24 protein-coding genes and 2 pseudogenes are annotated in these 24876 nt (G+C 68.7%); 13 read left to right on the plus strand and 13 right to left on the minus strand.

What is annotated here, in order from left to right; all coding sequences use genetic code 11:
* Positions 1-221: 221 nt before the first annotated feature.
* Together FHX80_RS15495 and FHX80_RS15500 are read left to right on the plus strand one after the other, a co-directional pair.
* The gene (locus FHX80_RS15495; protein ID WP_145764715.1) at positions 222-1274 is read left to right on the plus strand and encodes an IPT/TIG domain-containing protein; all 1053 of its coding nucleotides are present in this window, start codon (positions 222-224) and stop codon (positions 1272-1274) included.
* Between the two features lie 169 nt (positions 1275-1443).
* Positions 1444-1941: an Ig-like domain-containing protein gene (locus FHX80_RS15500; RefSeq protein WP_145764716.1), complete on the plus strand. Its 498-nt coding sequence runs from the start codon at positions 1444-1446 to the stop codon at positions 1939-1941.
* 335 nt (positions 1942-2276) lie between these two features.
* Here FHX80_RS15500 and FHX80_RS15505 read toward each other — a convergent pair whose 3' ends face one another.
* Positions 2277-2585, minus strand: coding sequence for an immunity 53 family protein (locus tag FHX80_RS15505; RefSeq protein ID WP_123465949.1), 309 nt, complete (start codon positions 2583-2585; stop codon positions 2277-2279).
* Positions 2586-2654: 69 nt separating this feature from the next.
* Here FHX80_RS15505 and FHX80_RS15510 point away from each other — a divergent pair, with 69 nt between their 5' ends.
* Positions 2655-3776, plus strand: coding sequence for an IS630 family transposase (locus tag FHX80_RS15510; RefSeq protein WP_145764717.1), 1122 nt, complete (start codon positions 2655-2657; stop codon positions 3774-3776).
* 210 nt (positions 3777-3986) lie between these two features.
* Here the strand turns inward: FHX80_RS15510 and FHX80_RS15515 are convergent.
* Together FHX80_RS15515 and FHX80_RS15520 are read right to left on the minus strand one after the other, a co-directional pair.
* Positions 3987-4844, minus strand: a pseudogene (locus FHX80_RS15515) (IS1380 family transposase); the annotation flags it as partial.
* 140 nt (positions 4845-4984) lie between these two features.
* A complete protein-coding gene (locus tag FHX80_RS15520) occupies positions 4985-5245 on the minus strand; it encodes an IPT/TIG domain-containing protein (RefSeq protein WP_167523552.1) in 261 nt (86 codons plus the stop codon).
* Positions 5246-5335: 90 nt separating this feature from the next.
* Here FHX80_RS15520 and FHX80_RS36760 point away from each other — a divergent pair.
* The 6 genes and pseudogenes from FHX80_RS36760 to FHX80_RS15550 all read left to right on the plus strand — a co-directional run.
* Positions 5336-5498: pseudogene (locus FHX80_RS36760) on the plus strand (IS5/IS1182 family transposase); the annotation flags it as partial.
* 400 nt (positions 5499-5898) lie between these two features.
* Positions 5899-6162 carry a hypothetical protein gene (locus FHX80_RS15530; protein ID WP_145767319.1) on the plus strand — a complete coding sequence of 88 codons (264 nt, stop codon included), beginning with the start codon at positions 5899-5901 and terminating at the stop codon, positions 6160-6162.
* Positions 6159-7970: an alpha/beta hydrolase gene (locus FHX80_RS15535; RefSeq protein ID WP_145764719.1), complete on the plus strand. Its 1812-nt coding sequence runs from the start codon at positions 6159-6161 to the stop codon at positions 7968-7970. The genes FHX80_RS15530 and FHX80_RS15535 overlap by 4 nt, the downstream gene beginning before the upstream one ends.
* Entirely contained in the window at positions 7967-8527 is a 561-nt protein-coding gene (locus FHX80_RS15540; protein ID WP_244318281.1) for a hypothetical protein, read from the plus strand. The genes FHX80_RS15535 and FHX80_RS15540 overlap by 4 nt, the downstream gene beginning before the upstream one ends.
* A gap of 96 nt (positions 8528-8623) precedes the next feature.
* Positions 8624-9616 carry a C40 family peptidase gene (locus tag FHX80_RS15545; protein WP_167523553.1) on the plus strand — a complete coding sequence of 331 codons (993 nt, stop codon included), beginning with the start codon at positions 8624-8626 and terminating at the stop codon, positions 9614-9616.
* A 269-nt stretch (positions 9617-9885) separates the two neighbouring features.
* The gene (locus tag FHX80_RS15550; protein WP_145764721.1) at positions 9886-10614 is read left to right on the plus strand and encodes a phosphatase PAP2 family protein; all 729 of its coding nucleotides are present in this window, start codon (positions 9886-9888) and stop codon (positions 10612-10614) included.
* A 178-nt stretch (positions 10615-10792) separates the two neighbouring features.
* Here the strand turns inward: FHX80_RS15550 and FHX80_RS15555 are convergent, their stop codons facing one another.
* Positions 10793-12397 (minus strand): FAD-binding oxidoreductase, encoded by a 1605-nt coding sequence (locus FHX80_RS15555; RefSeq protein ID WP_145764722.1) that lies wholly within the window; start codon positions 12395-12397, stop codon positions 10793-10795.
* 51 nt (positions 12398-12448) lie between these two features.
* A complete protein-coding gene (locus FHX80_RS15560; protein ID WP_145764723.1) occupies positions 12449-12634 on the minus strand; it encodes a hypothetical protein in 186 nt (61 codons plus the stop codon).
* 133 nt (positions 12635-12767) lie between these two features.
* Here FHX80_RS15560 and FHX80_RS15565 point away from each other — a divergent pair, with 133 nt between their 5' ends.
* The gene (locus FHX80_RS15565) at positions 12768-13745 is read left to right on the plus strand and encodes an SCO4651 family lipoprotein (protein ID WP_145764724.1); all 978 of its coding nucleotides are present in this window, start codon (positions 12768-12770) and stop codon (positions 13743-13745) included.
* Positions 13746-13886: 141 nt separating this feature from the next.
* Positions 13887-14081, plus strand: coding sequence for a hypothetical protein (locus FHX80_RS15570; protein ID WP_145764725.1), 195 nt, complete (start codon positions 13887-13889; stop codon positions 14079-14081).
* 19 nt (positions 14082-14100) lie between these two features.
* Here the strand turns inward: FHX80_RS15570 and FHX80_RS15575 are convergent, their stop codons facing one another.
* Positions 14101-14496 (minus strand): metal-sensitive transcriptional regulator, encoded by a 396-nt coding sequence (locus FHX80_RS15575; protein WP_145764726.1) that lies wholly within the window; start codon positions 14494-14496, stop codon positions 14101-14103.
* A 200-nt stretch (positions 14497-14696) separates the two neighbouring features.
* Here FHX80_RS15575 and FHX80_RS15580 point away from each other — a divergent pair, with 200 nt between their 5' ends.
* Both FHX80_RS15580 and FHX80_RS15585 read left to right on the plus strand, forming a co-directional pair.
* On the plus strand, positions 14697-15317 hold the full coding sequence (locus FHX80_RS15580; RefSeq protein WP_024493297.1) for a DUF47 domain-containing protein: 621 nt from the start codon (positions 14697-14699) through the stop codon (positions 15315-15317).
* A 5-nt stretch (positions 15318-15322) separates the two neighbouring features.
* On the plus strand, positions 15323-16321 hold the full coding sequence (locus FHX80_RS15585) for an inorganic phosphate transporter (protein WP_145764727.1): 999 nt from the start codon (positions 15323-15325) through the stop codon (positions 16319-16321).
* A gap of 178 nt (positions 16322-16499) precedes the next feature.
* On the opposite strand, the gene pstB is transcribed toward FHX80_RS15585, so the two are convergent.
* From pstB to FHX80_RS15620, 7 genes are all read right to left on the minus strand, one after another.
* Complete coding sequence (gene pstB, locus FHX80_RS15590; RefSeq protein ID WP_145764728.1) at positions 16500-17276, minus strand: phosphate ABC transporter ATP-binding protein PstB; 777 nt, start codon at positions 17274-17276, stop codon at positions 16500-16502.
* A gap of 22 nt (positions 17277-17298) precedes the next feature.
* Complete coding sequence (gene pstA / locus FHX80_RS15595) at positions 17299-18384, minus strand: phosphate ABC transporter permease PstA (protein WP_145764729.1); 1086 nt, start codon at positions 18382-18384, stop codon at positions 17299-17301.
* A complete protein-coding gene (gene pstC, locus FHX80_RS15600) occupies positions 18381-19373 on the minus strand; it encodes a phosphate ABC transporter permease subunit PstC (protein ID WP_145764730.1) in 993 nt (330 codons plus the stop codon). Before pstC ends, pstA begins: the two co-directional genes overlap by 4 nt.
* A gap of 153 nt (positions 19374-19526) precedes the next feature.
* Positions 19527-20663: a phosphate ABC transporter substrate-binding protein PstS gene (gene pstS / locus FHX80_RS15605; protein ID WP_145764731.1), complete on the minus strand. Its 1137-nt coding sequence runs from the start codon at positions 20661-20663 to the stop codon at positions 19527-19529.
* Positions 20664-20927: 264 nt separating this feature from the next.
* Positions 20928-21377 carry an NUDIX hydrolase gene (locus tag FHX80_RS15610; RefSeq protein ID WP_145764732.1) on the minus strand — a complete coding sequence of 150 codons (450 nt, stop codon included), beginning with the start codon at positions 21375-21377 and terminating at the stop codon, positions 20928-20930.
* Positions 21374-22375 (minus strand): CHAD domain-containing protein, encoded by a 1002-nt coding sequence (locus FHX80_RS15615; RefSeq protein WP_167523555.1) that lies wholly within the window; start codon positions 22373-22375, stop codon positions 21374-21376. The genes FHX80_RS15610 and FHX80_RS15615 overlap by 4 nt, the downstream gene beginning before the upstream one ends.
* Positions 22362-24611 (minus strand): RNA degradosome polyphosphate kinase, encoded by a 2250-nt coding sequence (locus tag FHX80_RS15620; protein WP_145764734.1) that lies wholly within the window; start codon positions 24609-24611, stop codon positions 22362-22364. Before FHX80_RS15620 ends, FHX80_RS15615 begins: the two co-directional genes overlap by 14 nt.
* Between the last annotated feature and the right edge of the window lie 265 nt (positions 24612-24876).

A 24876-nucleotide genomic window follows, 5' to 3' on the forward strand; every position in this document is an offset into this window, starting at 1 on the left:
GCCCCGACCACAAAGGGTGCGTGCCCGCCCCCAGAAAAGCCCCGGTCCGGGAAGTTCCTCCCGGACCGGGCGCACGACTCGTCTGACCAATCGCCACGCTCCCACTCGGCCAGGAACGTTCCTTTCGCCCGGCTGGAGTCTGCGTGACGGGTGGTGGCGGGTGGACCCGGCCCATCATCTGCCGCCCTCCTCCGGGCGGAGCCACACCCTACGGAGACACCGTGGAAAACAGTGAGTGTGCGGCGCGAGCGGTACGGCCCAGCGTGGTCGCTGCCGCCCCTCTCCTCAGCTCAGTCGTACCCAACACCGGCCCTGCGGCGGGCAGCAGCACGGTCACGTTGAACGGCAACAGCTTCACCGGAGCGACCGCGGTCATCTTCGGCACCGCCCCAGCTCTCACCTACTCGGTCGACAACTCCACGAAGATCACCGCAGTGACACCGCCCGGGACCGGCGCCGTCCCGGTCACCGTGAAAACCCCCGGGGGGACGAGTAATTCGGTCACCTACACCTACGCGGCCGCACCGGCCCTCACCGCTGTCTCTCCCAACCAGGGTCCGGCCTCGGGTGGCACCACCGTTACGCTCACCGGCGCCGGCCTGACCGGAGCCACCGCGGTCACCTTCGGCAGCAACCCCGCGACCACCTACACGGTCAACTCCGCCACCCAGATCACCGCCGTCACACCCGCGGGAACAGGAGCGGTACCCGTCACCGTCACCACCCTCGGCGGCACCACCGGGCCCGTCTACTTCTTCTACCTGACCGCACCGGCCCTCACCGCTGTCTCTCCCAACCAGGGTCCGGCCTCGGGTGGCGCCACCGTCACGCTCACCGGCGCCGGCCTGACCGGAGCCACCGCGGTCACCTTCGGCAGCAACCCCGCGACCACCTACACGGTCAACTCCGCCACCCAGATCACCGCCGTCACACCCGCGGGAACAGGAGCGGTACCCGTCACCGTCACCACCCTCGGCGGCACCAGCAACACCGTGGTCTACACCTACGTGCCCGCACCGGTCCTCACCGCGCTGACCCCCACCCAGGGACCCACGGACTCAGGAGCCGGCATCACCCTCACCGGTACCGCTCTGACCACCACCAGCACAGTCTCCTTCGGCGCCACACCAGCCGCCTTCACCGTGCTGTCCGACGTCACCGTCGTCGCGCAGGCACCGGCCGGACCGGTGGGGACCGTCTCTGTCAACGTCACCACTGCCGGTGGCGTCAGCAACTCCCGCACCTACACGCGCCTATCACCCCCAGGAATCTAGGCGAACCCATACATATCGGGAGGCGGGACCGGCGCATCGGGGGGAATCTTCTTGGCGCATTCAACCGATAGACCGGATGTGTCACGTAACAGCCCTATTCGCAATCTAATGTGACGCTCTCGGGGCAGCGTGTACGCCTCGGCAAGTGACCGATCAAGGAGTCGAATCAATGACACGTTGGCAAGATCGGGCAGCGGCTTGGAAGCTGGCGCCCATCGCTGCTTTGGCCACCGTATTGGCCTTTGCCGCACCGGCAGCAGCGGCAGATCAGTCAACAACTGTGGCCCAGGCGTCACCTTCAGCCGTGACAATCGGTCAACCGGTGAATTTGACGGCAACCGTGAGCTGCCCGGGCGATCCCAGCGGCGGCCTCGGTATGACGTTCTTCGACGGCGGAGACCTTCTGGACACCGTGCCCGTATCCGCCGACGGGACCGCCGCCTACACGGCCCATCCGACCACCGTCGGCACCCACACGATCACCGCCGCTTACAACGGCAACGACAACTGCGGTGCTTCGCATGACGAAACAACGGTTGTGGTGTCAGCAGCGCCAGTACCCCCGACGACGCCGTCGACCGGGCCCTGCCTCCTCGCTTGTGGCGGCCTGATCAGCTACAACATCGGCGACATCCACAACGAGGTCAATATCTACCGCGGGAGCTAGCCTCCGCGGTTCACTGGGGCGCCGGCGATGGTTTCGGCCTGACGTTCGGAAAATGCGGCGCTTCCCGATTCGTCGGGCAGGACAGCAAGACGGGCAACGGCGTTCGCCGTTCATGGCACCAGAGCCATGGGGCGGCGATTCGCAGATGGGGCGACGACCGCCGCAGGCGATGAGATTCGAGGTCGGCAGCGGTCGTCAGCTCCAGCGTGCGGTATCAAAGGCGGATTCGCGGGAGAAAAGGGTCCGAAACCAGTGGTCCTGCCGCAGCGGATGCGGTCACTAGTGCTCTGACCGCAAAGGTTCACCGGTTTGGGTATCTCCGGCCCTGCACCCGCTCAGGAGGCGGTCGTTGTTGCCCAGGTTCGGAACAGGGTGAGGGCCTCGGTGAGGTTTCCGGGACCGCACGCGGCGTGGAAGGTCTTCTCAGCTATCCAGGTGCGGACCCAGTCCTGCGTGCCGCGGTTGACCTCCTGGAGGTTGTAGTCGCGTCCTTCCAGGTCCGTCTCCGTCAAATCGATCTCGATGGTCCAGCCGGGATTGTCGAGCGTGGCAATCTTCACGCCCCACTCGTGCTCCCAGTCGCCGTCGCACTGCTGCGTGTACCAGTTCTGCAGCCAGTCGAGAAGGGACTCCGAATCGCTCATGGCAGGAGATGCTAGGCGAGTCGCGCGCCGGGTTCGGGCGGGACTGGTCCGTCCTGCAGGGGAGAAGCGATGGCGGAACCGGTGCGAGTACGCAGACTGACCGACCAGGAGGGGCAACGACTGCAGCAGATCGTGCGCCGGGGCAGCACCAGCTCGGTGCGCTACCGCCGCGCGATGATGCTGCTGGCGTCGGCCGGCGGGAACCGGGTGCCGGTCATCGCCCAGCTCGTGGCCGCTGACGAGGACACCGTGCGTGATCTCATCCACCGCTTCAACGAGATCGGCCTGGCCTGCCTGGACCCTCAGTGGGCGGGAGGCCGTCCCCGCCTACTCAACGCTGACGACGAGGACTTCGTCATCGCGATGGCCACCACCCGCCCGGTCAAACTAGGCCAGCCCTTCACCCGCTGGTCGATCCGCAAACTTGCCGCCTACTTGCGCAGAGTCCCCGACCGCGTGATCCGCATCGGCCGCGAGGCCCTGCGCATACTCCTGTCGCGACGCGGCGTTACTTTCCAACGCACCAAGACCTGGAAGGAGTCCACCGACCCGCAACGAGACGTCAAACTGGACCGCATCGAGCACGTTCTGGAGCACTTACCAGACCGTGTTTTCGCGTTCGACGAGTTCGGGCCGCTCGGCATCCGCCCCACCGCAGGATCCTGCTGGGCGCCACGAAACCGACCCCAGCAGATCCCGGCCACCTACCACCGCACCCACGGCGTCACCTACTTCCACGGCTGCTACTCCATCGGTGACGACGTCCTGTGGGGCGTCAATCGCCGCCACAAGGGCGCCGCGCAGTCCCTGGCCGCGCTGAAGTCGATCCGCGCTGCCCGGCCCGATGGCGCCCCCATCTACGTAATCATGGACAACCTGTCCGCCCACAAAGGCGCCAAGATCCGGGCCTGGGCGAAGAAAAACCGTGTTGAGCTGTGTTTCACCCCGACCAACGCCTCCTGGGCGAATCCGATCGAGGCCCACTTCGGGCCCCTACGACAGTTCACCCTGGCCAACTCCCACCACCCGAACCACACGGTTCAGACGCGCGCACTGCAGGCATATCTACGCTGGCGCAACACCAACACCCGCCACCCCGACGTCCTCACAGCCCAGCGACGAGAACGCGCCCGAATACGCAGCGAGAAGGGCATGCGCTGGGGAGGACGCCCCCTCGCCGTCGCAGCATGACCTGCAAACCCGGTGAACCTATGCGGTCACAGCACTAGCCTCGATCGTTCATGAGTCCTTGTAGGTGTGCTGACGGGGACTCTGTGTTTGCGGGGTGCGGTCTTTTTGGGGCTGGGGCAGGTCAAGGGCCCGGCCGTCGCGTCGGGTGGGCGCCGGGTTCCACTTTCCCGGTCTGGTGGTGCGGTTTGTCGGGGCGGTCGGTGTGGCTGGTCAGCCGGGGTTCGGCAAGGCGTTGAGCTGGTCGATTGCCCGGGTGATCTCGTGGGTCCAGGGCCATCGGGCCGTGAAGCGGAGCCATTGGCGGCGGCCGGTGGTGGCGAGCTGTGCGGCGGTGGAGAACAGTCGCAGGCGGAGCTTCTTGGGTTCCCAGCGGCGGGTTTGGCCGGTCAGGGCGAGCATGGGCATCCAGGCGAGGAGGTCGAGAGCGAGGGAGACGATCTCCAGCCAGATCCGGTTCTGGGCGGTGTCGTGCAGGGGCAGGTTGCGCAGGCCGGTGTCGCGGGCGTTTCGGATGCGGTCCTCGCAGCGGGCCCGGCGGCGGTGACGCAGTTCGGGGTCGGCGAGCTGGCCGCCCTTGGTGTTGGTCGCGAAGCAGGTCAGCCGCAGTCCGTCGAGGTCGGTGAAGCGCAACTGGGCGCCGGGGTGCGAGCGTTCCTTGCGCACGATCAGCCGCATCCCCTTCGGCCAGGTGCTGAGGTCGGGCATGTCGGTGATCTCCGCGACCCAGGCGCCCACCCGCTCGGTGCCGTCGGCGTCGTAGGCCGGTGTCCATGCCTTCTTCGGGATCTTCAGGACGGCCTGGTGGATGGTGTCGGTGATGGTCATTCCGACGGAATACGACAGCCACCGGCCTGGTCGGGTGAGCCAGTCGAGGAAGGCGTGGGTGCCGCCGGTGGAGTCGGTGCGGATCAGTGTCTGTCGTCCTCGCCGCAGGTGTGTGGGGAGTTGGGCCAGAGCGAGCCGGGTGGTGGTGATGTGATCGTCGGTGGTGTTGGAGCCCGTGTTGCCGGGCCGCAGCAGCGCGGCCACCGGTCCCCCGGATCCGGCCTGGCCGTGGTCGACGAACGCGACGACTGTCGTGACGGTTGGTGGTACCTCGTCAACACGCCCCGCCGCGGATCACGGCACACAAGCCTTGCATGTGCCAACGCGCCGGTGGACCTGACGGTGCTGGCCGACTGCCGCCACGGAGACGGCGCGCTCCCTGCTCACCAGGGGCGGGTGATGATGTTGGTGTCCAGGGTTACCGAGCCGCCGACGACTCCGGTACCTCCGGGCGTGGTCACGGAAACGGGCACGGGGCCTTGGCCGGAGGGCGTGATGGTGGCGGTGGTGCTGTCGCTGAGCACCATGAAGCTGGTGGCCTGGCGGGAGCCATAGCAGACACCGTTGGTACCGGTGAAGTGGCTGCCGGTGAGGGTGACCGCGTCATCGCCGCCGGTGGATCCCTGGTTCGGTGAGACCGGCATGGGGACCCCTGAATCCATCGGGTCGACTGACGGAGCGTTTCGGTTCAGCCGGTCTCGTCGACCACCGCAACTGTTCGTTACGGGAAGTAGCCCACCGACGAGAAACTGTGGCAAGGGCCAGGACGCTGTTTCACCCGGAGGGGTGAGCACCACGGCCTGACGGCCGCCCGCACTCACCGGATCATGCGGATCTGCGAACGCCAAGACGTCCCCCTTCTTTGCCGACCGCGCCTACCAAGGCGTCGGCCCCTGGGGTCCACCGCGGCGGCCGTACCGCACGGCTTGCCGCGGTGGACCCGAGGGCGCACGGCACGTAGGGCGCGGTGCCCCGGTCCTTCGTTCGGGTGATCCGGGAGTGATGGGGCTTCGTTGGGAGGCCAGGGGGAGCGGGGGACTGCCCGCTCCCCGCCGCCGGGCTCTCGGCGTGTCGCGGTTGCCGGGTTTGGCACAGTGCCGCTCCACGATCAAGGAGCGGGGTGAGCGGTGTGGCCGTTGTAGGGCAGCCCGGGGGGCTGCAGAGGCTGAGCGACCTGGCTGGCGGGGCCGGCAGTTCTCGCGGGACGGGCGGGGCTGGTGGGGCTGGTGGGGCTGGTGGGGATCAGCTTCGGCACAGCGACGGGGTGTGGGTGCGGGCTGCCGGGGGCGCGGAGGAGATGGGCGTGCACCTCGGCCCCGTGAAGACGGAGCTGGTGACGGCGCACGAGGGCCTCCTGGCCGGTACGGCCGGACTGAGCGCGCTCGCGGAGCTGGGGACCGTACGGGAGTCGTGGGAGCGGCGCTTCGAGTCCGCGCGCCGGGAGTGCGGGTCACTGGCCGGGGGTCTGCGCTCCGTCGCGCGGGCCCAGGGCGAGACGAACGAGACCGTGAGCTCGTCGTTCGCGCCCGTGGCGCGGCGCACGAATGGGGTCGAGCGATGACACCGGCGGCCTCTCCGCTGACCTGGGGCCAGTTACGTGACCTGAGGTGCGCCGAGCTGGAGGGCGCGGCCGACGGCTGGGGAAAGGCGAGCAACCGCGCCGACGCCGGACGGGACCGGATCGAGAAGCAACTCCTGAACGGCTTGCGCGAGACCCAGCAGGGCGCGGCGGCGGACGCGGCGGTCGGCAGGCTGCGACAGCTGGGCCGGAACCTGCAGTACGTGTACACGGAATGCGGCCTGGTCCGTACGGCACTGAACAGCCTCGCGTACGAGATGCGGGCCCAGCAACGTGTGTTGCGGGACGCCTTGGACGATGCGGAGGCGATGAGGTTCACCGTGCACGCGGACGGCTCGGTGACGTACCCCGCCGCCGGGGAGGGCCTGATCGACGGGAAGCCGTTGGCGGGCGGCACGGCGTCGGTGGGGGCGGCGGCGCCGGGACTCCTCCCGCCGTCGGGGCTGGTCGCCCCGAACCCGAACGCCGCGAAGGCGCAGGACATCGCGGACCGGGTGGCGAAGGCGGTACGGACGGCCGCTGAGATCGACTGGCGGTTCGCCGGAATCCTGCGAAAGCTCAAGGCCGAGGAGGGCCTGAAGGTCCCGGACCGGACATGGACGGACGCGGCGGGCGACGCGGCATCGGTACGGGACGCGGCGCGTGGCTACCTGAAGGCGGGCATCCCCCTCGACGCGAGTCCGGCGGGGCGCCGTGCGTGGTGGGCGGGCCTGACGGACGAACTGCGCGAGGAGTACCTCGCGGTCTACCCGGACCAAATCGGCAACCTGGACGGCATCCCGGCCCTGGTCCGCGACGCGGCGAACCGCGACAACCTCCAGCTGCTGATCGGCAAGCTGGAGGGGCGGGACGACGCGGGGTCGGAGACCCAGTTGGCGGGGATGCGGGAGATCGACCGGCAACTACAGGCGGGCCGTCGGCCGGGAGAGCCGCCCATGTACTTGCTCGGCATTGGAGATGAGGGGAACGGTCGGGCGATTGTTTCGTTTGGTAATCCAGATTCGGTTAGGAATGTTGCTGCGTACGTGCCAGGATTGAACACTTCCCTTGATAAGGAGTTCGCTGATAGCGACCTGAAGCGGGCTCGTGATACGGCGATTGGTGCTCGATATTACGATCAGTCGAGTGCAGCAATCGTGTGGCTTGGTTACGACGCGCCGCAGTCGCCAGATGGGATTGACAGTCTCGATGTGATGGGTGATGAGCGGGCCGAAAGAGGCGGAAGTTCCTTCAATCACTTCATGGCTGGCCTTTCTGCCACAAATGAGAACGAGGACCCGCATATGACGGCAATCGGTCACTCGTACGGTTCGCGAACTGTTGGAGCGGCGACACAGCAAGGAGGTGGTATTCCGGGAGTAGACGACATTGTTCTGGTCGGAAGCCCGGGAGTTGGTGTGGACCGCGCGGAGGACCTTGGAGTAGGCAAGGAGCATGTATTTGTCGGTGCGGCAGAGAACGACATCGTGACCAAACTTCCATCGAAGCAGCAGGCCGCGGTTGGTGCCGTCGGCTGGGCTGTCGCGGGTCCTGTTGGCGCGCACCTTCTTGGGGAGGTGGCGGATCAGGACGATGATGATCTCTGGTTCGGTAGAGACCCTGCAAGCAGAGCGTTCGGCGCTCGACGTTTCCAGGTGGACGAAGGGCCCAAGCTAGTAAGTGCCGAAGGCGTTTCGATTGACGCGCACTCTCGCTATTTTGATCCAAATAGAGATGCAGTGTCTGCGAATAATATTGCTCTTGTGGCAGCGGGGCGACCGGAAAAGTTGAAGGCCGAGGAGTACCGATGACAGGCGGCATTGCTAGAGTGTTTATGGTACTGGCTTCGTGTGCTTTAATCTCTTCTTGTGTCGGTGATGTTGGGCAATTGAATGGACGTGGTGGGAGCGGCATGGATATGCAGGGAGCTGCCGAGCGTGCTGATGCACTGCTTGATGACGTCCTTGAAGAGATCCGCCCAGAAGTGCAGTGGACGCACGGTCCGACCACTACTGGGAGCTGCGATGTGACCCGCAGAAGGGCGGTCATGACCATCATCTCCGCAGAGCGTCGTGGAAGCTTCTTGGGTCTGGTTGATCGATTCTGGAGAAAGAGTGACTACAGGATCAAAGCCGTCAATGATGATGTTGATGTGCCAGCAATCTTTGCGCAGACGAGAGATGGCTTCGGGGTGAGCCTGATCGTTGGAGGCAAGGGGCAGGCTTTCTTCGAGGTCGATAGCCCATGTGTCCGAGAGTCAGGGGTTGCCGAGCCTCTGGCCAAGCCGAACGGGCCGAGCTACGCGGATGCTGCAGTCATTCCCCGCCCCAACATCCACTCCGACTTCTGGTCCGCCGGAGCTTCCTGATGACGCGTCAGTGCACCCAATGACTCGCACACACCGTCGAAACCACCCATGAACCCGTCCCCGATGGGGGATGGTTGAGGGGTGCGGAAATTTTGGATGGCAGGTGGGATCGGCGTCGGGGCCGCCATGTGCTTCGTTGCGCTGCTCGTCGTCGGTACGTACTCCGCCGCCGCCGGCCTCGGGGGCGGTGGCGGTGGGGCCGTTGGGCTGGCCAAGGGAGCCGTGCCGGCCAAGTATCAGCCGCTTGTGGAGAAGTGGGGCAACCTCTGCCCCGCCATCAACCCGGCCCTCCTGGCCGCCCAGCTGTACCAGGAGAGCGGCTGGAACCCGCGCGCCGTGAGTCCGGCTGCCGCGCAGGGCATCGCGCAGTTCATCCCCGGGACCTGGGCCGGGCACGGGATCGACGGGGACAACGACGGTGACCGGGACATCTGGGATCCCGCCGACGCGATTCCGTCCGCCGCCTCGTACGACTGCGAACTGGCCGGGTACGTAAAGAATGTGCCGGGGGATCAGACGGACAACATGCTGGCCGCCTACAACGCCGGCGCGTACCGGGTGATCCAGTCGGGCGGGGTTCCGCGCATCGCGGAGACGCAGAACTACGTCAAGATCATCCGTTCCCTGGAGAAGAGCTTCGCCAAACCCGTTGGCCGGGTCCAGCCCTCGCAGCAGGCCGCGGGTGCCATCTACTTCGCGCAGAAGAAGCTCGGCACGAAGTACCTCTGGGGCGGCAACGGTACGCCGGAGCAGGGTGGGCGGTTCGACTGTTCGGGGCTGACGCAGGCCGCGTACCGGACGGTGGACATCGAGCTGCCGCGCGTGGCGAACGACCAGTACAACGCCGGGCCGCACCCCTCGCGTGACGAGCTGCTCCCCGGTGACCTGGTGTTCTTCTCCGACGATCTGGCCAACTCGCGGGCCATTCACCACGTCGGCCTGTACGTCGGCGGCGGATACATGATCAACGCTCCGTACACTGGTGCCGTCATCCGGTTCGACAAGATCGACACGCCCGACTACTTCGGTGCGACACGCGTTACCAAGGACGGTGCCGCGGCCCTTCCGACCACGCAGCCGGCGGCCTGACCGATGGGTGGCGGTGGCCGGAACTCTCTGTGAAGCCTGTGCCCTGAGCTGCGACGATGAGTCTCTCTTCGATAACGTCATGGTGATCATTCGGTGGAGAGTGGAACGTACGCGCGGGACGCGTCGTTCTCTGGTTGGACCGGGGTCGCGGCCACTGACCGAGTGTCGTGCCACGTATGTGATCGAAGCGAACACGGGGGTTCGTCAGCGCGGTGCACACGGGCGTGTGCCGCAGTAGCAACAGCAGACAAGGCAAGGGGCCGCGGCAGATGGCTGGACTCGCACTGGATGGGTCGAACCCCGACGTCAGCCTGCTCTACGACATCAACGGGCTCGCCAAGTCCGCTCCCGACTGGTTCGACCGGGTCATGGAGTTCATCGGTGAGTACGGGATCATGCTCGGCATGGTCCTGGTGGTCCTGTGGTGCTGGTGGAGTGCACGCCGGCGCGGCACGCCCGAGGATTCGGTGACGGCTGTCTCCGGAATCGTCTGGGCGCCGCTCGCCGCGGGGATCGCGCTGCTGATCAACATCCCGATCCGCGGATTCGTCGAACGGCCACGGCCGTTCAAGGATCACCAGGGGCTGGACGTCCTGGTGGACGGGAAGAACGACTTCTCCTTCGTGAGCGACCACGCCACGATGGCGATGGCCCTCGGCGTCGGACTCTTCGTGGCGAACCGCAAGTTCGGCATCGCGGCCGTCGTGCTCGCGCTGCTGGAGGGTTTCTGCCGGATCTACATGGGTGTTCACTACCCGACCGACGTCATCGGCGGTTTCGCCCTCGGTACGGCTGCAGCGCTGCTGCTCGCGCCGCTCGCGATGATGCTGCTGACGCCCCTGATGGGTGCCGTCTCACGGTCTCCCCGGGTGGGCCGGCTCGTGCGGTCGCAGCGGCCGGTGTCGGCGGCCGGGGACCGTGGCGAGGCGCTCGGGATTCCCGAGCCGCGGCCCGGGTCGGGCGGCGGCGGGGACGGCGAGAAGGGCCTCGCGGCTTAGCCTTCGCGGCGTAGCGCGCCGCAGGCGTCCGAAGGAGTCCTGGGGGAGTCTCGAGGGAGCCTGAGGTAGTCCTGAGGGAGCCTGGGTGCAGGTGGTGTTTCTTCGGCCGCCGCTCCCGCCCGCCGGGCACCGCGAGAGCGGTCCGGTGGGGGGAGCGGCGGCCGTTCGTTCTCGTAGCTCAGAGTGACTGCTGGAACGTGAAGAAGCCGTCCGGGTCGTACTGCTTCTTCACCTCGCCGAGGCGGGCGGCCGCAGTCCCGTAGTAGGCGTCCCGCCAGCCGGTCAGCGTCGGGTCCGCGTAGTTCTGGTACGCCGCCCCGGATGCGTGACGGCGCAATGCGGAATGGGTGTTTTTCAGCCAGTTCTGTTGTGCGCTGCCCGATGTGCCGGCGCGCCACGCGCCGATGTACTGGGCGAGCATCCTTGAGCGCCGGTGGACGAATGCCGTCGCCTGCGGGTCGACCCGGTTGATGGCCCCGCCCAGCGCGGTGAGCGCGATCGAACCTCCACCGCCCTGGCTCGCGTCGAGCCGGGTGAACGCCTCGGTCCGGTCGAGGAGGGCCTGTACGCCGGCCGGGGGCAGCGACCGGTCGTAGAAGTCGGATGCGGCCGCGTACGTCTCGCGCTGGAGCGTGCCCTGCGAGGTGCGGCCCGGCGTGGTGCCCGGGAGGTGGCACTGCGCGTCGGTGATGCCCGAGCAGCCCGCGTACACGAGCATCGCCTCCTGGTAGCTGCGGCGGCGCAGCGAGACCGAGGAGGCCGAGGCGCCGATCCGGTCGGCGAGGCGGTCCACGGCGTTCTGCAGATCGCCGTACGTGCCGAGGCTGAAGGCCGCGACGGACACGGTCGGGTTTCCGCCGCCGGGGCCCGACGCGAGGTGCACGGAGGACCAGATCTCGTCCGGCTGGTCCGGGCCCCACTCCTGCCAGGCCGTGAGGACGGACCGGGCGCGCGACCACGGCCAGGACATGTACGCGGTGACGGTCTGCGGGGCGGGGCGGGTGCGGAAGCGGAGTTCGGTAACGACGCCGAAGTTGCCGTTGCCCGCGCCGCGCAGCGCCCAGAAGAGGTCCGAGTGGTGTGTGGCGTCGGCGGTGAGGGTCTTGCCGTCGGCCGTGACGATCGTCGCGGCGGTGAGGCTGTCGCAGGTCAGGCCGTACGCACGGGCTGCGACGCCGTGGCCGCCGCCGAGGGTCAGGCCGGAGATGCCGACCGTGGGGCAGGAGCCGCCGGGGATCGTCACGCCGTGGGCGGCGAGGCCTTGGTAGACGTCGAGGAGCCGGGCTCCCGCGCCTATCGCGCCGTTCTGGCCGACGCGGGAGAGTGACGAGACGTCAACGACGAGCCTGCCGTCGCCACTCGACCAGCCGCCGTAGGAGTGGCCGCCGCTGCGGATCGCGACGGGTGTGGAGCTGCGCCGTGCGAAGGCCAGGCACTCGCGGATGTCGGCCTCGTGCCTGACGTAGGCGACCGCGGCCGGCTTCTGGCCGTCGTAGCGGGTGTTGTAGAGCTGACGGGCAGTCGGGTAGGCGGCGTCGTCGGGGCGTACGAGGGATCCGTCGAGGCTCTCGCCCAGCGCGGACCAGTCCGCCGGGCCGGAGGGCGCGGTCGTCGACGGGGCCGCGGACGTGCCGGTGGCCGTGGGCGTGACCGTCGGTGTGGCCGGGGTGGAACCGCCGGTGGGGGTGCTGGTTCCGGTGTCGTCGCAGGCGGTGGCGGTGACGCCGGTGAGTACGGCTGCGACGCCCGCGGTCAGGACGGTGCGCCGGTTCGGCAGGGTCATCGGACCTCCGGGGTGGGGGACGAGTCCTCGTGGGGCGTGGCGGGCGGCCGGTCAGGGGGCTGTGCGGTGCGCTTCGGCGTCGGTGCGGGCCCGGTCGCGGGATCTGCGGGCCGGGCCGGACCAGCCGCAGCCGCATCGGGCGGTGCAGAACGAGCCGCGTTCGGTGGTGGTGGGTTCGTGGGAGGACCGGCCCGGAGGGACGGCTGGCGGGACCTCGGCGGTGTGTTGGTCGTACACGCGTCCACGGTACTGGGCGGGGCCGTCCGGCGGTGAGGGGTGGGTGAGCGGCGTTACGGGGGGCAGCGGCCGTCGTTATCCGGAACGGGTGGGGGGCTCGGGCAAGCGGTACGGCGTTGGGGGTTGGCAGGCGATGGTGGTGCAGCAGAACAGATCCGGAGGCGGGGCGCGCGCCGTGTGCGCCCTCGTCGCGATGGGCGTGATGGCGGCGGCCGCCGGTTGCTCGGGTGGTGGCGGGGACCGGGCCGCGGCCGATGACCGGTCCGGCGCCGGGGCCGTCGAAACGGTGCGGCGCGCGGCGGCGGTGCTCACCGGCACGGGCACCGGCAGCGCGTCCCCCTCGGGCGCGGGAAGCCCGGGCGCGGGAAGCCCGGGCGCGGGAAGCCCGGACAAGGCAGACCCGGACAAGGCAGACCCGGACAAGGGAAGCCGGTCCGTGGCCGGAACCGCCCAGGTGAGTACGTCGATGGAGACGGCGGCGGGCGGCACCCGGGTGACGATCAGGGGCAAGGGGACGTACGACTTCCGTACCCAGTCCGGCCGGCTCAGGGTCGTGCTGCCGCAGGACGCCGCCGGTCAGGAGGAGCACCTCCCCATGACGGAACTGCTGGCCCCCGGCGCGCTCTACATGATGAACCGCGGCGCCGGGGTGCCCAGGAACAAGTGGGTCAGGATCGACACGACGGCCCTGGCGGACGGCAACCTGGTGACCGGTGGGGCGACCGATCCGATGGCCGCGGCCGAGCTGCTGCTCGGGGTGCGTGCGGTGACGTACGTGGGCGAGAGCGATCTGGCCGGGGTGACGGTGCGGCACTACCGGGGGACCACGGACATCGCGCGGGCCGCGCGGCAGGCGTCGGCCCTGTCGCGGGGTGCGCTGAGGGCGGCGGCGAAAGGCTTCAGCACGGACACGGTGTCGTTCGACGCCTATCTGGACGAACAGGGGCGGCTGCGCAAGGTGCGGCACCGGTTCAGCTTCGCCAACAAGGGGCCCGCCGTCGAGGTGGTGTCGACGACGCTGCTGTACGGGTTCGGGGTGCCGGTCTCCGTACCGATGCCGGCCGAGCGTGACATCTACACCGGTGAGATCGAGCAGGGGCGGCAGACATGACCGCCGTGGGCGGCCCGGAGCCGCTGGGCGGGCGTTCTCCTAGGCATCTCGACGAGGCGAAATGGTCCGTCCGTGCCATGCGCGGCGTGTGTTGCGCTCCCTACCCTAGGAAGTCGGCGACGGCAGTGAGAGGTGAGTGACGTGGTGACGCTCAGCGCACGGACCGTATCGGACCATGTGGCACTCGCCGAGATCGAGCTGTGCGGGGAGCTGATGATCGCGGCGTCGGCGGCGATCGGGGAACGGCTCAGCGCGGATCGCATCGACGAGGTGCTCGACGTCCAGGTGGAAAGCGAACGCGCCACCGTCCCCCGGCAGGGAGACCGCCGGGGGTGACGGGGGGCGTAGTCGTTCCTCAGGTACGCAGGAGCCGGGCGATGGCCTTGGTGGCCTCCTCGACCTTCGCGTCGATCTCCTCGCCGCCCTTGACCGCCGCGTCGGCGACGCAGTGGCGCAGGTGCTCCTCCAGCAGCTGGAGTGCGAAGGACTGGAGTGCCTTGGTGGATGCCGAGACCTGGGTGAGTATGTCGATGCAGTAGACGTCCTCGTCGACCATGCGCTGCAGGCCGCGGATCTGGCCCTCGATACGGCGCAGGCGCTTGAGGTGTTCCGCCTTCTGGTGGTGGTAGCCGTGTACGCCCCGGTCGTGATCGGTGACGATCGTGTCCGCGGGAGCTGTGGCGTCCGCCGGGGTCGTGGCGTCCGCGGTGTCCGGCGACCGGTCCGCCCCGGTGGCCTCGGTGGTGGTCATTGCTGCCTCCCGTTTTCCCTTTACCCTGCCGTTTATATACCCCTGGTGGGTATATCTTAACGAATTCAGCTGAAACGTGACCGGGGCCCCGTGTTGATCACTGTGCCCGATGCGCGACACTGAAGAATGCCGGTTAGCCGTGGCCGGATGATGCGCCTAGCATCAGCCTGACCGAATCCAAAGCATCCCGAGGACCCCACGTGCGCTTTCGTCTGACCCCCAGGGAGACGAGCTTCTACGACATGTTCTCCGCGTCTGCGGACAACATCGTCACGGGCTCGAAACTCCTGATGGAACTGCTCGGGGCGGATTCTGCCTCCCGAGTCGAGATCGCGGAGCGTATGCGGGCAGCGGAGCACGCGGGGGACGATGCCACCCACGCGATCTTCCACCAGCTGAACTCCTCCTTCATTACGCCGTTCGACCGCGAGGACATTTACAATCTCGCGTCGTCGCTCGACGACATCATGGACTTCATGGAGGAGGCAGTCGACCTCGTCGTGCTGTACCAGGTCGATGAGCTTCCCAAGGGTGTGGAGCAGCAGGTCGAGGTTCTGGCACGGGCGGCGGAACTCACCGCCGCGGCCATGCCGAATCTGCGGACCATGGACAACCTCACCGAGTACTGGATCGAGGTCAACCGCCTGGAGAACCAGGCCGACCAGATCCACCGCAAGCTGCTCGCCCAGCTCTTCAACGGCAAGTATGACGCCATGGAGGTGCTGAAACTGAAGCAGATCGTGGACGTACTGGAAGAGGCCGCCGACGCATTCGAGCACGTCGCCAACACGGTGGAGACCATCGCGGTCAAGGAGTCCTGAACCACGTGGACACCTTTGTACTGGTCGTGACCATCGGCGTCGCGCTCGGCTTCACGTATACGAACGGCTTCCACGACTCGGCGAACGCCATCGCCACCTCGGTCTCCACCCGCGCACTCACCCCGCGTGCGGCACTGGCCATGGCGGCGGTGATGAACCTCGCCGGCGCCTTCCTCGGCAGCGGGGTCGCCAAGACCGTCAGTGAGGGTCTGATCGCGACGCCCGAGGGTGACAAGGGGATGGGAATCCTCTTCGCCGCGCTGGTCGGCGCGATCATCTGGAATCTGGTCACCTGGTACTTCGGTCTGCCGTCCTCGTCCTCCCATGCCCTGTTCGGCGGCATGGTCGGCGCGGCGCTCGCGGGCGGCACGCTGGTGCACTGGAGCGGGGTGCTCGACAAGGTCGTCATCCCGATGTTCGTCTCGCCGGTGGTCGGCCTGGTGGTCGGCTATCTGGTGATGGTCGCCATCATGTGGATGTTCCGGAAGTCCAACCCGCACAAGGCCAAGCGCGGTTTCCGGATCGCGCAGACGGTCTCGGCCGCGGGCATGGCGCTCGGTCACGGTCTGCAGGACGCGCAGAAGACGATGGGCATCGTGGTGATGGCCCTGGTCATCTCCGGCCACGAGACGTACAGCGAGCCGATCCCGGTCTGGGTGAAGCTCGTCTGCGCGCTGATGCTCTCGCTGGGTACCTACGCCGGTGGCTGGCGCATCATGCGGACGCTCGGCCGCAAGATCATCGAGCTGGACCCGCCGCAGGGCTTCGCCGCGGAGACGACGGGGGCGTCGATCATGTTCGGTTCGGCGTTCCTGTTCCACGCGCCGATCTCGACGACGCATGTCATCACCTCGGCGATCATGGGTGTGGGCGCCACGAAGCGGGTGAACGCGGTGCGGTGGGGTGTCGCGAAGAACATCATCCTGGGGTGGTTCATCACGATGCCGGCCGCGGCGCTGGTCGCCGCGGCGAGCTACGGAGTGGTCGTGTTGTTGTTCGGCTGACGTTGACCGGGAACCGGGTGCGCCCGGTGGGCGTTCTGCCCTCGATCTCCGGACGGGCCTGATGCGGCCGGTCCCACAGGCTGTGCAAACGGGTCCGCCCCGCTCTCTTCTCGGAGAGCGGGGCGGACCTCTGCCTTGCGGTGGCACCGCCATGCAGCACCTCAAGGCCGTCTGGGGATCAGCCGAAGCGGCCGGAGATGTAGTCCTCCGTGGCCTGGACCGACGGGTTGGAGAAGATGCGTTCCGTCTCGTCGATCTCCACGAGCTTGCCGGGCATGCCGACCGCCGCGAGGTTGAAGAACGCCGTCCGGTCCGAGACGCGGGCCGCCTGCTGCATGTTGTGCGTCACGATGACGATCGTGAAGCGCTCCTTCAGCTCGCCGATCAGGTCCTCGATGGCGAGGGTGGAGATCGGGTCGAGGGCGGAGCACGGCTCGTCCATCAGCAGGACTTCCGGCTCGACCGCGATGGCGCGGGCGATGCACAGACGCTGCTGCTGACCGCCGGAGAGACCGGAGCCGGGCTTGTTCAGCCGGTCCTTGACCTCGTTCCAGAGGTTCGCGCCGCGCAGCGACTTCTCCACGATGTCGTTCAGGGCGCTCTTGCGGTACTTGCCGTTCAGCCGCAGGCCCGCCGCGACGTTGTCGAAGATCGACATGGTCGGGAACGGGTTGGGGCGCTGGAAGACCATGCCGACCGTGCGGCGCACGGTGACCGGGTCGACGCCGGAGTCGTACAGGTCCTCGTTGTCCAGCAGCACCTTGCCCTCGACGCGGCCACCGGGGGTGACCTCGTGCATCCGGTTCAGGGTGCGCAGGAAGGTGGACTTTCCGCAGCCGGACGGGCCGATGAAGGCGGTCACGGAGCGGGGCTCCACCGTCATCGAGATGTCGTCGATCGCCTTGTGGGCGCCGTAGTAGGCCGACAGGCCGCTGACGTCGATGCGCTTGGCCATCTGAATCACTGCTTCCGTGGCCTCAGCGGCCGGTCTTCGGGGCCTTCCAGCGGGCGATGCCGCGGGCCACCAGATTGAGGATCATGACGAAGGCGATCAGGACCAGGGCGGCTGCCCAGGCGCGGTCGTAGGACGCGCTCTCGCCGATCTTGTACTGCTCGTAGATGTAGAACGGCAGTGAGGACTGGGCGCCTTCGAAGGGGTTCGGGTTGATCAGCTGACTGCCGAAGACCAGCAGGATGATCGGTGCGGTCTCTCCGGCGATACGGGCGATGGCGAGCATGACGCCGGTGGCGATGCCGCCGATCGCGGTCGGCAGGACCACCTTCAGGATGGTCCGCCACTTCGGGATGCCGAGGGCCAGGGAGGCCTCGCGGAGCTCGTTCGGTACGAGCTTCAGCATCTCCTCGGTGGAGCGCACCACGACCGGGATCATCAGGATCGTCAGGGCCAGCGCGCCCATCAGTCCGGAGGGTTCGAGTCCCGCGATCAGCATGATCGAGAGGATGAACAGACCGGCCACGATGGACGGGATGCCGGTCATCACGTCGACGAAGAAGGTGACGGCCCTGGCGAGCGGGCCCTTGCCGTACTCCACCAGGTAGACCGCGGTGAGCAGACCGAGCGGTGCGGAGATCACCGTGGCGATGCCGACCTGCTCCAGCGTGCCGATCAGCGCGTGGTAGACACCGCCGCTGGCCTCGGACCCGAGGACACCGGCCATCGAGTGGGTCAGGAAGTAGATGTCCAGGCGGCCCGAACCGCGGCTGACGGTCGTCCACAGCAGTGACGCCAGCGGGACGACGGCGATCAGGAAGCACACCCACACGAGGCTGGTGGCGAGGCGGTCCTTGGCCTGCCGCCGGTTCTCCACGACGCTCGTCGCGACGTACGAGATCACCAGGAAGAGCAGCGCGGCGATCAGGCCCCACTGGACGCGGCTGTGCCAGCCGGCGGCCGCACCGATGCCGACGCCCAGGGCGATCGACACGGCGGCGAAGCCGAGCGGTGCCAGCCGGGGCAGCGTGCCGCTGCTCAGGCTGTTGCCGGGTGCGGGCGGCGGTGTGGGCGCCGGGTGCTCCTGGACGCCGGTGGATGCGTGGCTCATGCGTTGGCCCCCGAGTACTCCTTGCGGCGGGCGATGATGAGCCGCGCGGCGCCGTTGACCAGCAGGGTGAGGACGAAGAGGACCAGGCCGGAGGCGATCAGGGCGTCGCGCCCGAACGCGTCGGCCTCGCCGAACTTCGCGGCGATGTTCTGGGCGAACGTCCCGCCGCCCGGGTTGAGCACGTGCAGCGAGATGAGGAAGCTCGGCGACAGGACCGTGGCGACGGCCATCGTCTCGCCGAGCGCGCGGCCCAGGCCCAGCATCGACGCGGAGATCACGCCGGAGCGGCCGAACGGCAGCACCGAGAGGCGGATGACCTCCCAGCGGGTGGCGCCGAGCGCGAGTGCGGCTTCCTCGTTCATCTTCGGGACCTGGAGGAAGACCTCGCGGCTGACGCTGGTCACGATCGGCAGGATCATGATCGCGAGCAGGATGCCGACGGTGAAGAGCGAGCGGGCGACGCCGACCTCGGTCTTCTCGAAGATGTACGTCCAGCCGAAGAACTGGTCGAGCCAGAGGTTGAGGCCTTCGAGGTACGGCACGAGGACGAGCGCGCCCCAGATGCCGTAGACGATGCTGGGCACCGCGGCGAGCAGATCGACGACGTACGCGATCGGGGCGGCCAGCCGGCGCGGTGCGTAGTGCGAGATGAAGAGGGCGATGCCGACAGCGATCGGAACCGCGATGACCATCGCGATGATCGAGCTGACGACGGTCCCGAAGAGCAGGACCGCGATGCCGAAGACGGGGGGGCTGCCTGCCGGGTTCCAGTCGAAGGTGGTGAAGAAGTTGCCTTCGTCCTTGGAGATGGCGATGGCGGCGCGGTAGCTGAGGAACACGGCGATCGACGCCATGAGCACGAGCAGCAGGATGCCCGAGCCCTGTGACAGGCCCAGGAAGATCTTGTCGCCGAGGCGACCGGTCGGCCTGGGGCGGGAGCGCCCGCCCGGCCGGGCCGGTGGTATCTCTGTCTGTGTGGTGGAAACCATGGTCTTTCCGGTCTGTGTGGGGGAGCGGAGGGCTCCCCTGGCGGCGGTGCACCGGATGGGGGTGAGGGTGGCCGGCCGGTCCGGAGGGGTGTACCGGACCGGCCGCCTGTTGCGTGTGTTCGCGCGGTTGCGCCTGTGTCGTGCGGGGTTCGGTTACGAGAGGGAGGCGACCGTCTCGCGGACCTTGGCGTTGATCGCCTCGGGGATCGGGGCGTAGCCGGCCTCGGTGAGGAGCTGCTGGCCCTCGTCGGAGGCGGTGTAGGTCAGGAAGGACTTGACGGTGCCGAGGGTGTCGGCCTTGTTGCCGGTGTCGCAGACGACCTCGTACGTCACCAGGACCAGCGGGTAGGCGCCCTCGGCCTTGGTGGTGTAGTCGAGGTCGAGCGCCAGGTCCTTGCCGGTGCCCTTGATCTTGGCGGCGGCGATGGCCTTGGAGGCGTTCTCCGAGGAGGCCTTGACCGGGGCGGCGCCGCCGGTGTTGATGTCGACGGTGGTGATCTTCTGCGAGGCGGCGAAGGAGAGCTCGAAGTAGCCGATCGACCCGTCGACCGCCTTCACCTGGGAGGCGACACCGGAGGAGCCGGACGCGGCCTGGCCACCGGGGGCCGGCCACTTCTTCTCGGCCTCGTACTTCCAGTCGCTCGGGGCGGTGGCGGCGAGGTACTTGCCCAGGTTCTGGGTGGTGCCGGAGTCCTCGGAGCGGTGGAAGGGCTGGATCGCCTTGTCCGGGAGCTTGGCGCCCGGGTTGAGCTTGGCGATCGCCTGGTCGTTCCACTTCTTGATCTTGGTGTCGAAGATCTTGGCGAGCGTGGGGGCGTCCAGCGTCAGGCTGTCCACACCGTCGAGGTGGAAGCCGACCGCGATCGGGCCGCCGACCATCGGGAGGTTGATGCCCTGGCCGGTCTTGCAGATCTTCTTCGAGTCGGCGATCTCCTCGGGCTTCAGCGCCGAGTCGGAGCCGGCGAAGCCGACGGTGCCCTGGTTGAAGGCGACGATGCCCTCGCCGGACGAGGAGGAGTTGTAGTTGATCTCCACGCCGGAGCAGGCGGCCATGTAGTCCTTGACCCACAGGTCCATGGCGTTCTTCTGGGCGCTGGATCCGGAGGCGCGCAGCTGACCCTTGGCGCCGTCGCACTTGACGTTCGAGGCGGCCTTCGTCTGGCCGCCGTTCCCGCCGGTGTCGCCGCCGCTGTTGTTGTCCGAACCGCACGCCGTGAGGACCAGGGCGCCGGAGACGGCGAGGGCACCGAGCGCGGTGGCACGAAGCCGGTTCTTGCGCTGAAGCTTCACTTTCGGGTGTTCCTTCCAGGAGCCGCCGAGGTTGTTTTCGTTCTACGACGGCGTGCGAAGTGGTGGGTGGTGCGGAAGTCGTGGTCGGTGCGGTCTGTGCCTCGCACCGTGCACTGCCGAAATTAGGCAGTACAGGTGAAGCGGTTTGCGGGGGTGGGTGAACGGGAGGTGAACCGTGTCGGGCGGCCTGGTTCCGGGCCGCGAGTGGGTTCGGGGGGGCGGGTCCGTCCTCGAACGCCGGACGGGCCGGAACGGCCGGCCCGGTTACGCGTTCGGGAGAGTCGGGAGGGTGGGGAGGGCCCTGTCCAGCAGGGCACGGTCGCGGGGGTGGGTCAGACGGGCGCGGGCGGCCTCCGACGGGAGCCACAGCACGTCGTCCACCTCGCGGTTCGGGACGAAGGCACCCGCCGTGGCCTCGGCGGACCAGTACGTGACCTCCTTCGGGCGTCCGTTCGCCAGGTACCGGACCATGGGGAGCACGGCGCCCGGCACACAGTGGTGGCCCGTCTCCTCCAGGACCTCGCGCAGAGCCGCGTCCCGCGGGGACTCGCCGCGTTTCAGCTTGCCCTTGGGGAACGACCAGTCGTCGTAACGCGGCCGGTGCACGAGGCAGAACTGCACAAGGTCCGGGCCGGTCGCGCCACCCGCGCCGGCCGCGCTGCGTGGCGGGCGGCGCCAGAGCACGCACCCCGCCGCCCGCACCGTGCCGCTCATCGCGCGGTCACGGCGGTCGCGTACGGCCAGGTGTCCCGGAACACCGCGCGCGCCGCCCCCACCTCATGGCGCTGGTCGGCGTGGAGCACCCCCAGGGCGTACGCGGTGGCCGGTGCGATCCGCGGGGTGCGGGCCGCCGAGGCCGCCGCGGCGGCCGCCTCCGCCGCGTCCCGGTGCAGATCGAGGGCGTGCCCCGGGCCGGCCAGGACCGGGTCGGGGGCGCCGCGCACCACCTCGTGGGCGTACCGGTGCAGCCGCAGCAGCAGCCGGGTCTGGTGCCAGGGCCCGTCCTGCGCCTCGTTGTACGGCTCGGCGCTCCCGTCCGGCGAGAGGGCCGCCACCGCGCCGAGCAGGCGTTGCTCCGCCCGGTCCGCGGGCTCGCGCAGCAGTTCGCCGGCCGGTGCCGCGGCCAAGGGGGAGAGGGGGACCTCGGAGGCGAGCAGCGCGACGGCGTCGGCCACCGCGTGGAAGCGGGACGAGCCGAGCGCCTGGAGCGCCGCGGAGTGGGCGCGGGTCCGGGCGAGGGTCAGCCGGCGTTCCAGCAGTGCCCCGGCGCGGGCCGCTCCGACGCCGAGGCCGGCGCGGTCCTTGTCGGGGGTCGCGCCGCCGAGGCCGTCACCGGACTCCGTGCGGGCCGCGGGCAGCGGTGTTCCCGACAGCCCGTGCAGGGCGTCGAGGAGCCGGTTCAGCCGGTCCGCGTAGGCGTGCTCGCGGGCGAGGGTGCCGGACAGCCAGGCGAGTTCGGTGCGCAGCTGCTCGGCCCAGAGCGGGTCGAGCGCGGTCCGGAAGGTGTGCAGGGTGCCGCTGATCCGGCGGGACGAGCGGCGGAGCGCGCCGGTGGCCTGTTCGGCGGCCTGCGGTCCGGCGTCCGTGGGGGCACTGTTCTCGCGGTGCAGGCGCAGGCTCCGAAGGAAGTCCGCGGCCTGCGCCCGGAGGTACGGTGCGAGCACCGCCCCCGCGGTCACGTCCGTCTGGGTCTGATGGTCAGGGCGTCGCACGCCGGCGCCTCCGGGCGTCAATGAGCATTTCCTGTACGTGCCGCAGCGGCCGGCCCTCCGCGTCCGTGGCGTGCCGGGTCCAGTTCCCGTCGGGGCCCAGGTGCCAGGATGAGGTGGTGTCGGCCATGCCCGTTTCCAGGAGGCGGCTGAGCGCGGCCCGGTGGGCGGGGTCGCTGACCCGGACCAGGGCCTCGATCCGGCGGTCGAGGTTCCGGTGCATCATGTCGGCGCTGCCGAACCAGACTTCGGGGTCGCCGCCGTTGCCGAACGAGAACACCCGGGAGTGTTCGAGGAAGCGGCCCAGTATCGAGCGGACCCGGACGTTCTCGGAGAGTCCGGTGACGCCGGGGCGGATCGCGCAGATGCCGCGCACCCAGATGTCGACGGGGACACCCGCCTGCGCGGCCCGGTAGCAGGCGTCGATGATCGCTTCGTCGACCATCGAGTTGACCTTGATGCGTACGTAGGCGGGGCGGCCGGCCCGCTGGTTCGCGATCTCCTTGTTGATCCGGGAGATCAGTCCGTCGCGCAGTGACTTCGGGGCGACCAGCAGGCGGCGGTAGGTCTCTCGGCGCGAGTAGCCGGAGAGGCGGTTGAAGAGGTCGGAGAGGTCCGCGCCGACCTGCGGGTCCGCGGTGAGCAGGCCGAGGTCCTCGTACAGCCGGGCCGTCTTGGGGTGGTAGTTGCCCGTGCCGACGTGCGAGTAGCGGCGCAGGATGTCGCTCTCCTGGCGGACGACGAGCGAGAGCTTGCAGTGCGTCTTCAGGCCGACGAGCCCGTAGACGACGTGGCAGCCCGCCTCCTCCAGCTTGCGCGCCCACTTGATGTTGGCCTGCTCGTCGAACCGGGCCTTGATCTCGACGAGTACGAGGACCTGTTTGCCGGACTCGGCGGCGTCGATGAGCGCGTCGACTATCGGGGAGTCGCCCGAGGTCCGGTACAGGGTCTGCTTGATGGCGAGGACGTCCGGATCGCCCGCCGCCTGTTCCAGGAAGGCCTGGACGGAGGTGGAGAAGGAGTCGTACGGGTGGTGCAGCAGCACATCGCGTTCGCGCAGGGCGGCGAAGATGTCGGGCGCGGAGGCGGACTCGACCTCGGCGAGGTCGCGGTGGGTGCCGGCGATGAACTTGGGGAACTTCAGCTCGGGCCGGTCCAGCGACGCTATGCCGAACAGTCCGGTGAGGTCGAGCGGTCCGGGCAGCGGGTAGACCTCGGCGTCGGACACCTTCAGTTCGCGGACCAGCAGGTCCAGCACGTACGGGTCGATGGCCTCCTCGACCTCCAGGCGGACCGGCGGGCCGAAGCGGCGCCGCATGAGCTCCTTCTCCAGGGCCTGGAGCAGGTTCTCGGCGTCGTCCTCCTCGACCTCCAGGTCCTCGTTCCTGGTGACCCGGAACATGTGGTGGGCGAGGACCTCCATGCCCGGGAAGAGCTCTTCCAGGTGGGCGGCGATGACGTCCTCGATGGGGACGTAGCGCTGCGGGGAGGCCTCCAGGAAGCGGGTCAGCAGCGGCGGGACCTTGACCCGGGCGAAGTGGCGGTGGCCGCTGACCGGGTTGCGTACGACGACGGCGAGGTTCAGCGAGAGGCCGGAGATGTACGGGAAGGGGTGCGCCGGGTCGACGGCCAGGGGGGTCAGTACGGGGAAGACGCGCTGGCGGAAGAACGTGAAGAGGCGGGCCTGCTCCTTCTCGGTCAGCTCGGGCCAGCGGATCAACTGGATGCCCTCGTCGGACAGGGCGGGGGCGACGTCCTGCTGGTAGCAGGCGGCGTGCCGGGCCATGAGTTCGCGTGAGCGGGTCCAGATCAGGTCGAGGACCTCGCGGGGCTGGAGTCCGGAGGCGGAACGGGTGGCGACACCGGTCGCGATCCGGCGTTTCAGGCCAGCCACCCGGACCATGAAGAACTCGTCCAGGTTCGAGGCGAAGATGGCGAGGAAATTAGCCCGTTCGAGGAGGGGGGTCGAGGGGTCCTCGGCCAGTTCCAGAACACGTTCGTTGAACGCGAGCCAACTGCGTTCCCGGTCCAGGAACCGGCCCTGCGGCAGCTCGTCACCGTCGGTATCGGGCTCGTACGTGTCCGCGTCGGCGTCGATGTCGGGGTCCAGGTCGGCCGCAGTGGACAGGGCGGCGCCGTTGGAGGAGGCGACGGCATGCGGCCGGTGTGCGGCGAGGGAGCCGACGGACGGCTGAGCGGCGGGCGGGACCGGGACCTCGGAGCTTGGCTGCTGGCTCATGGACCCATTCTTCCGCGCGGAGTGCTCCGGGGGCGCGTCGGAGGGGTGCGAGATCGCGGGGATCGCGGAGATCGCACGGTCTGCGCGTTCTCTGCCGGGAATTCTCCCGTTGCGGGGGGACGGCACAGCTGGCTGCATCCTGAGAGGGTCGCAAGGGCGTCTGAATGCCCGGTAACGGCGACATGACATGCAGGAAGCGGTGTGGCCGTGTCCGGGGGCGGGTCAGGCCCCCCGGACACGGCTGCGGGGCGGGTCGGGGCCTGTC

It is taken from the genome of Streptomyces brevispora (genome assembly GCF_007829885.1).
Lineage (GTDB): Bacteria > Actinomycetota > Actinomycetes > Streptomycetales > Streptomycetaceae > Streptomyces > Streptomyces brevispora.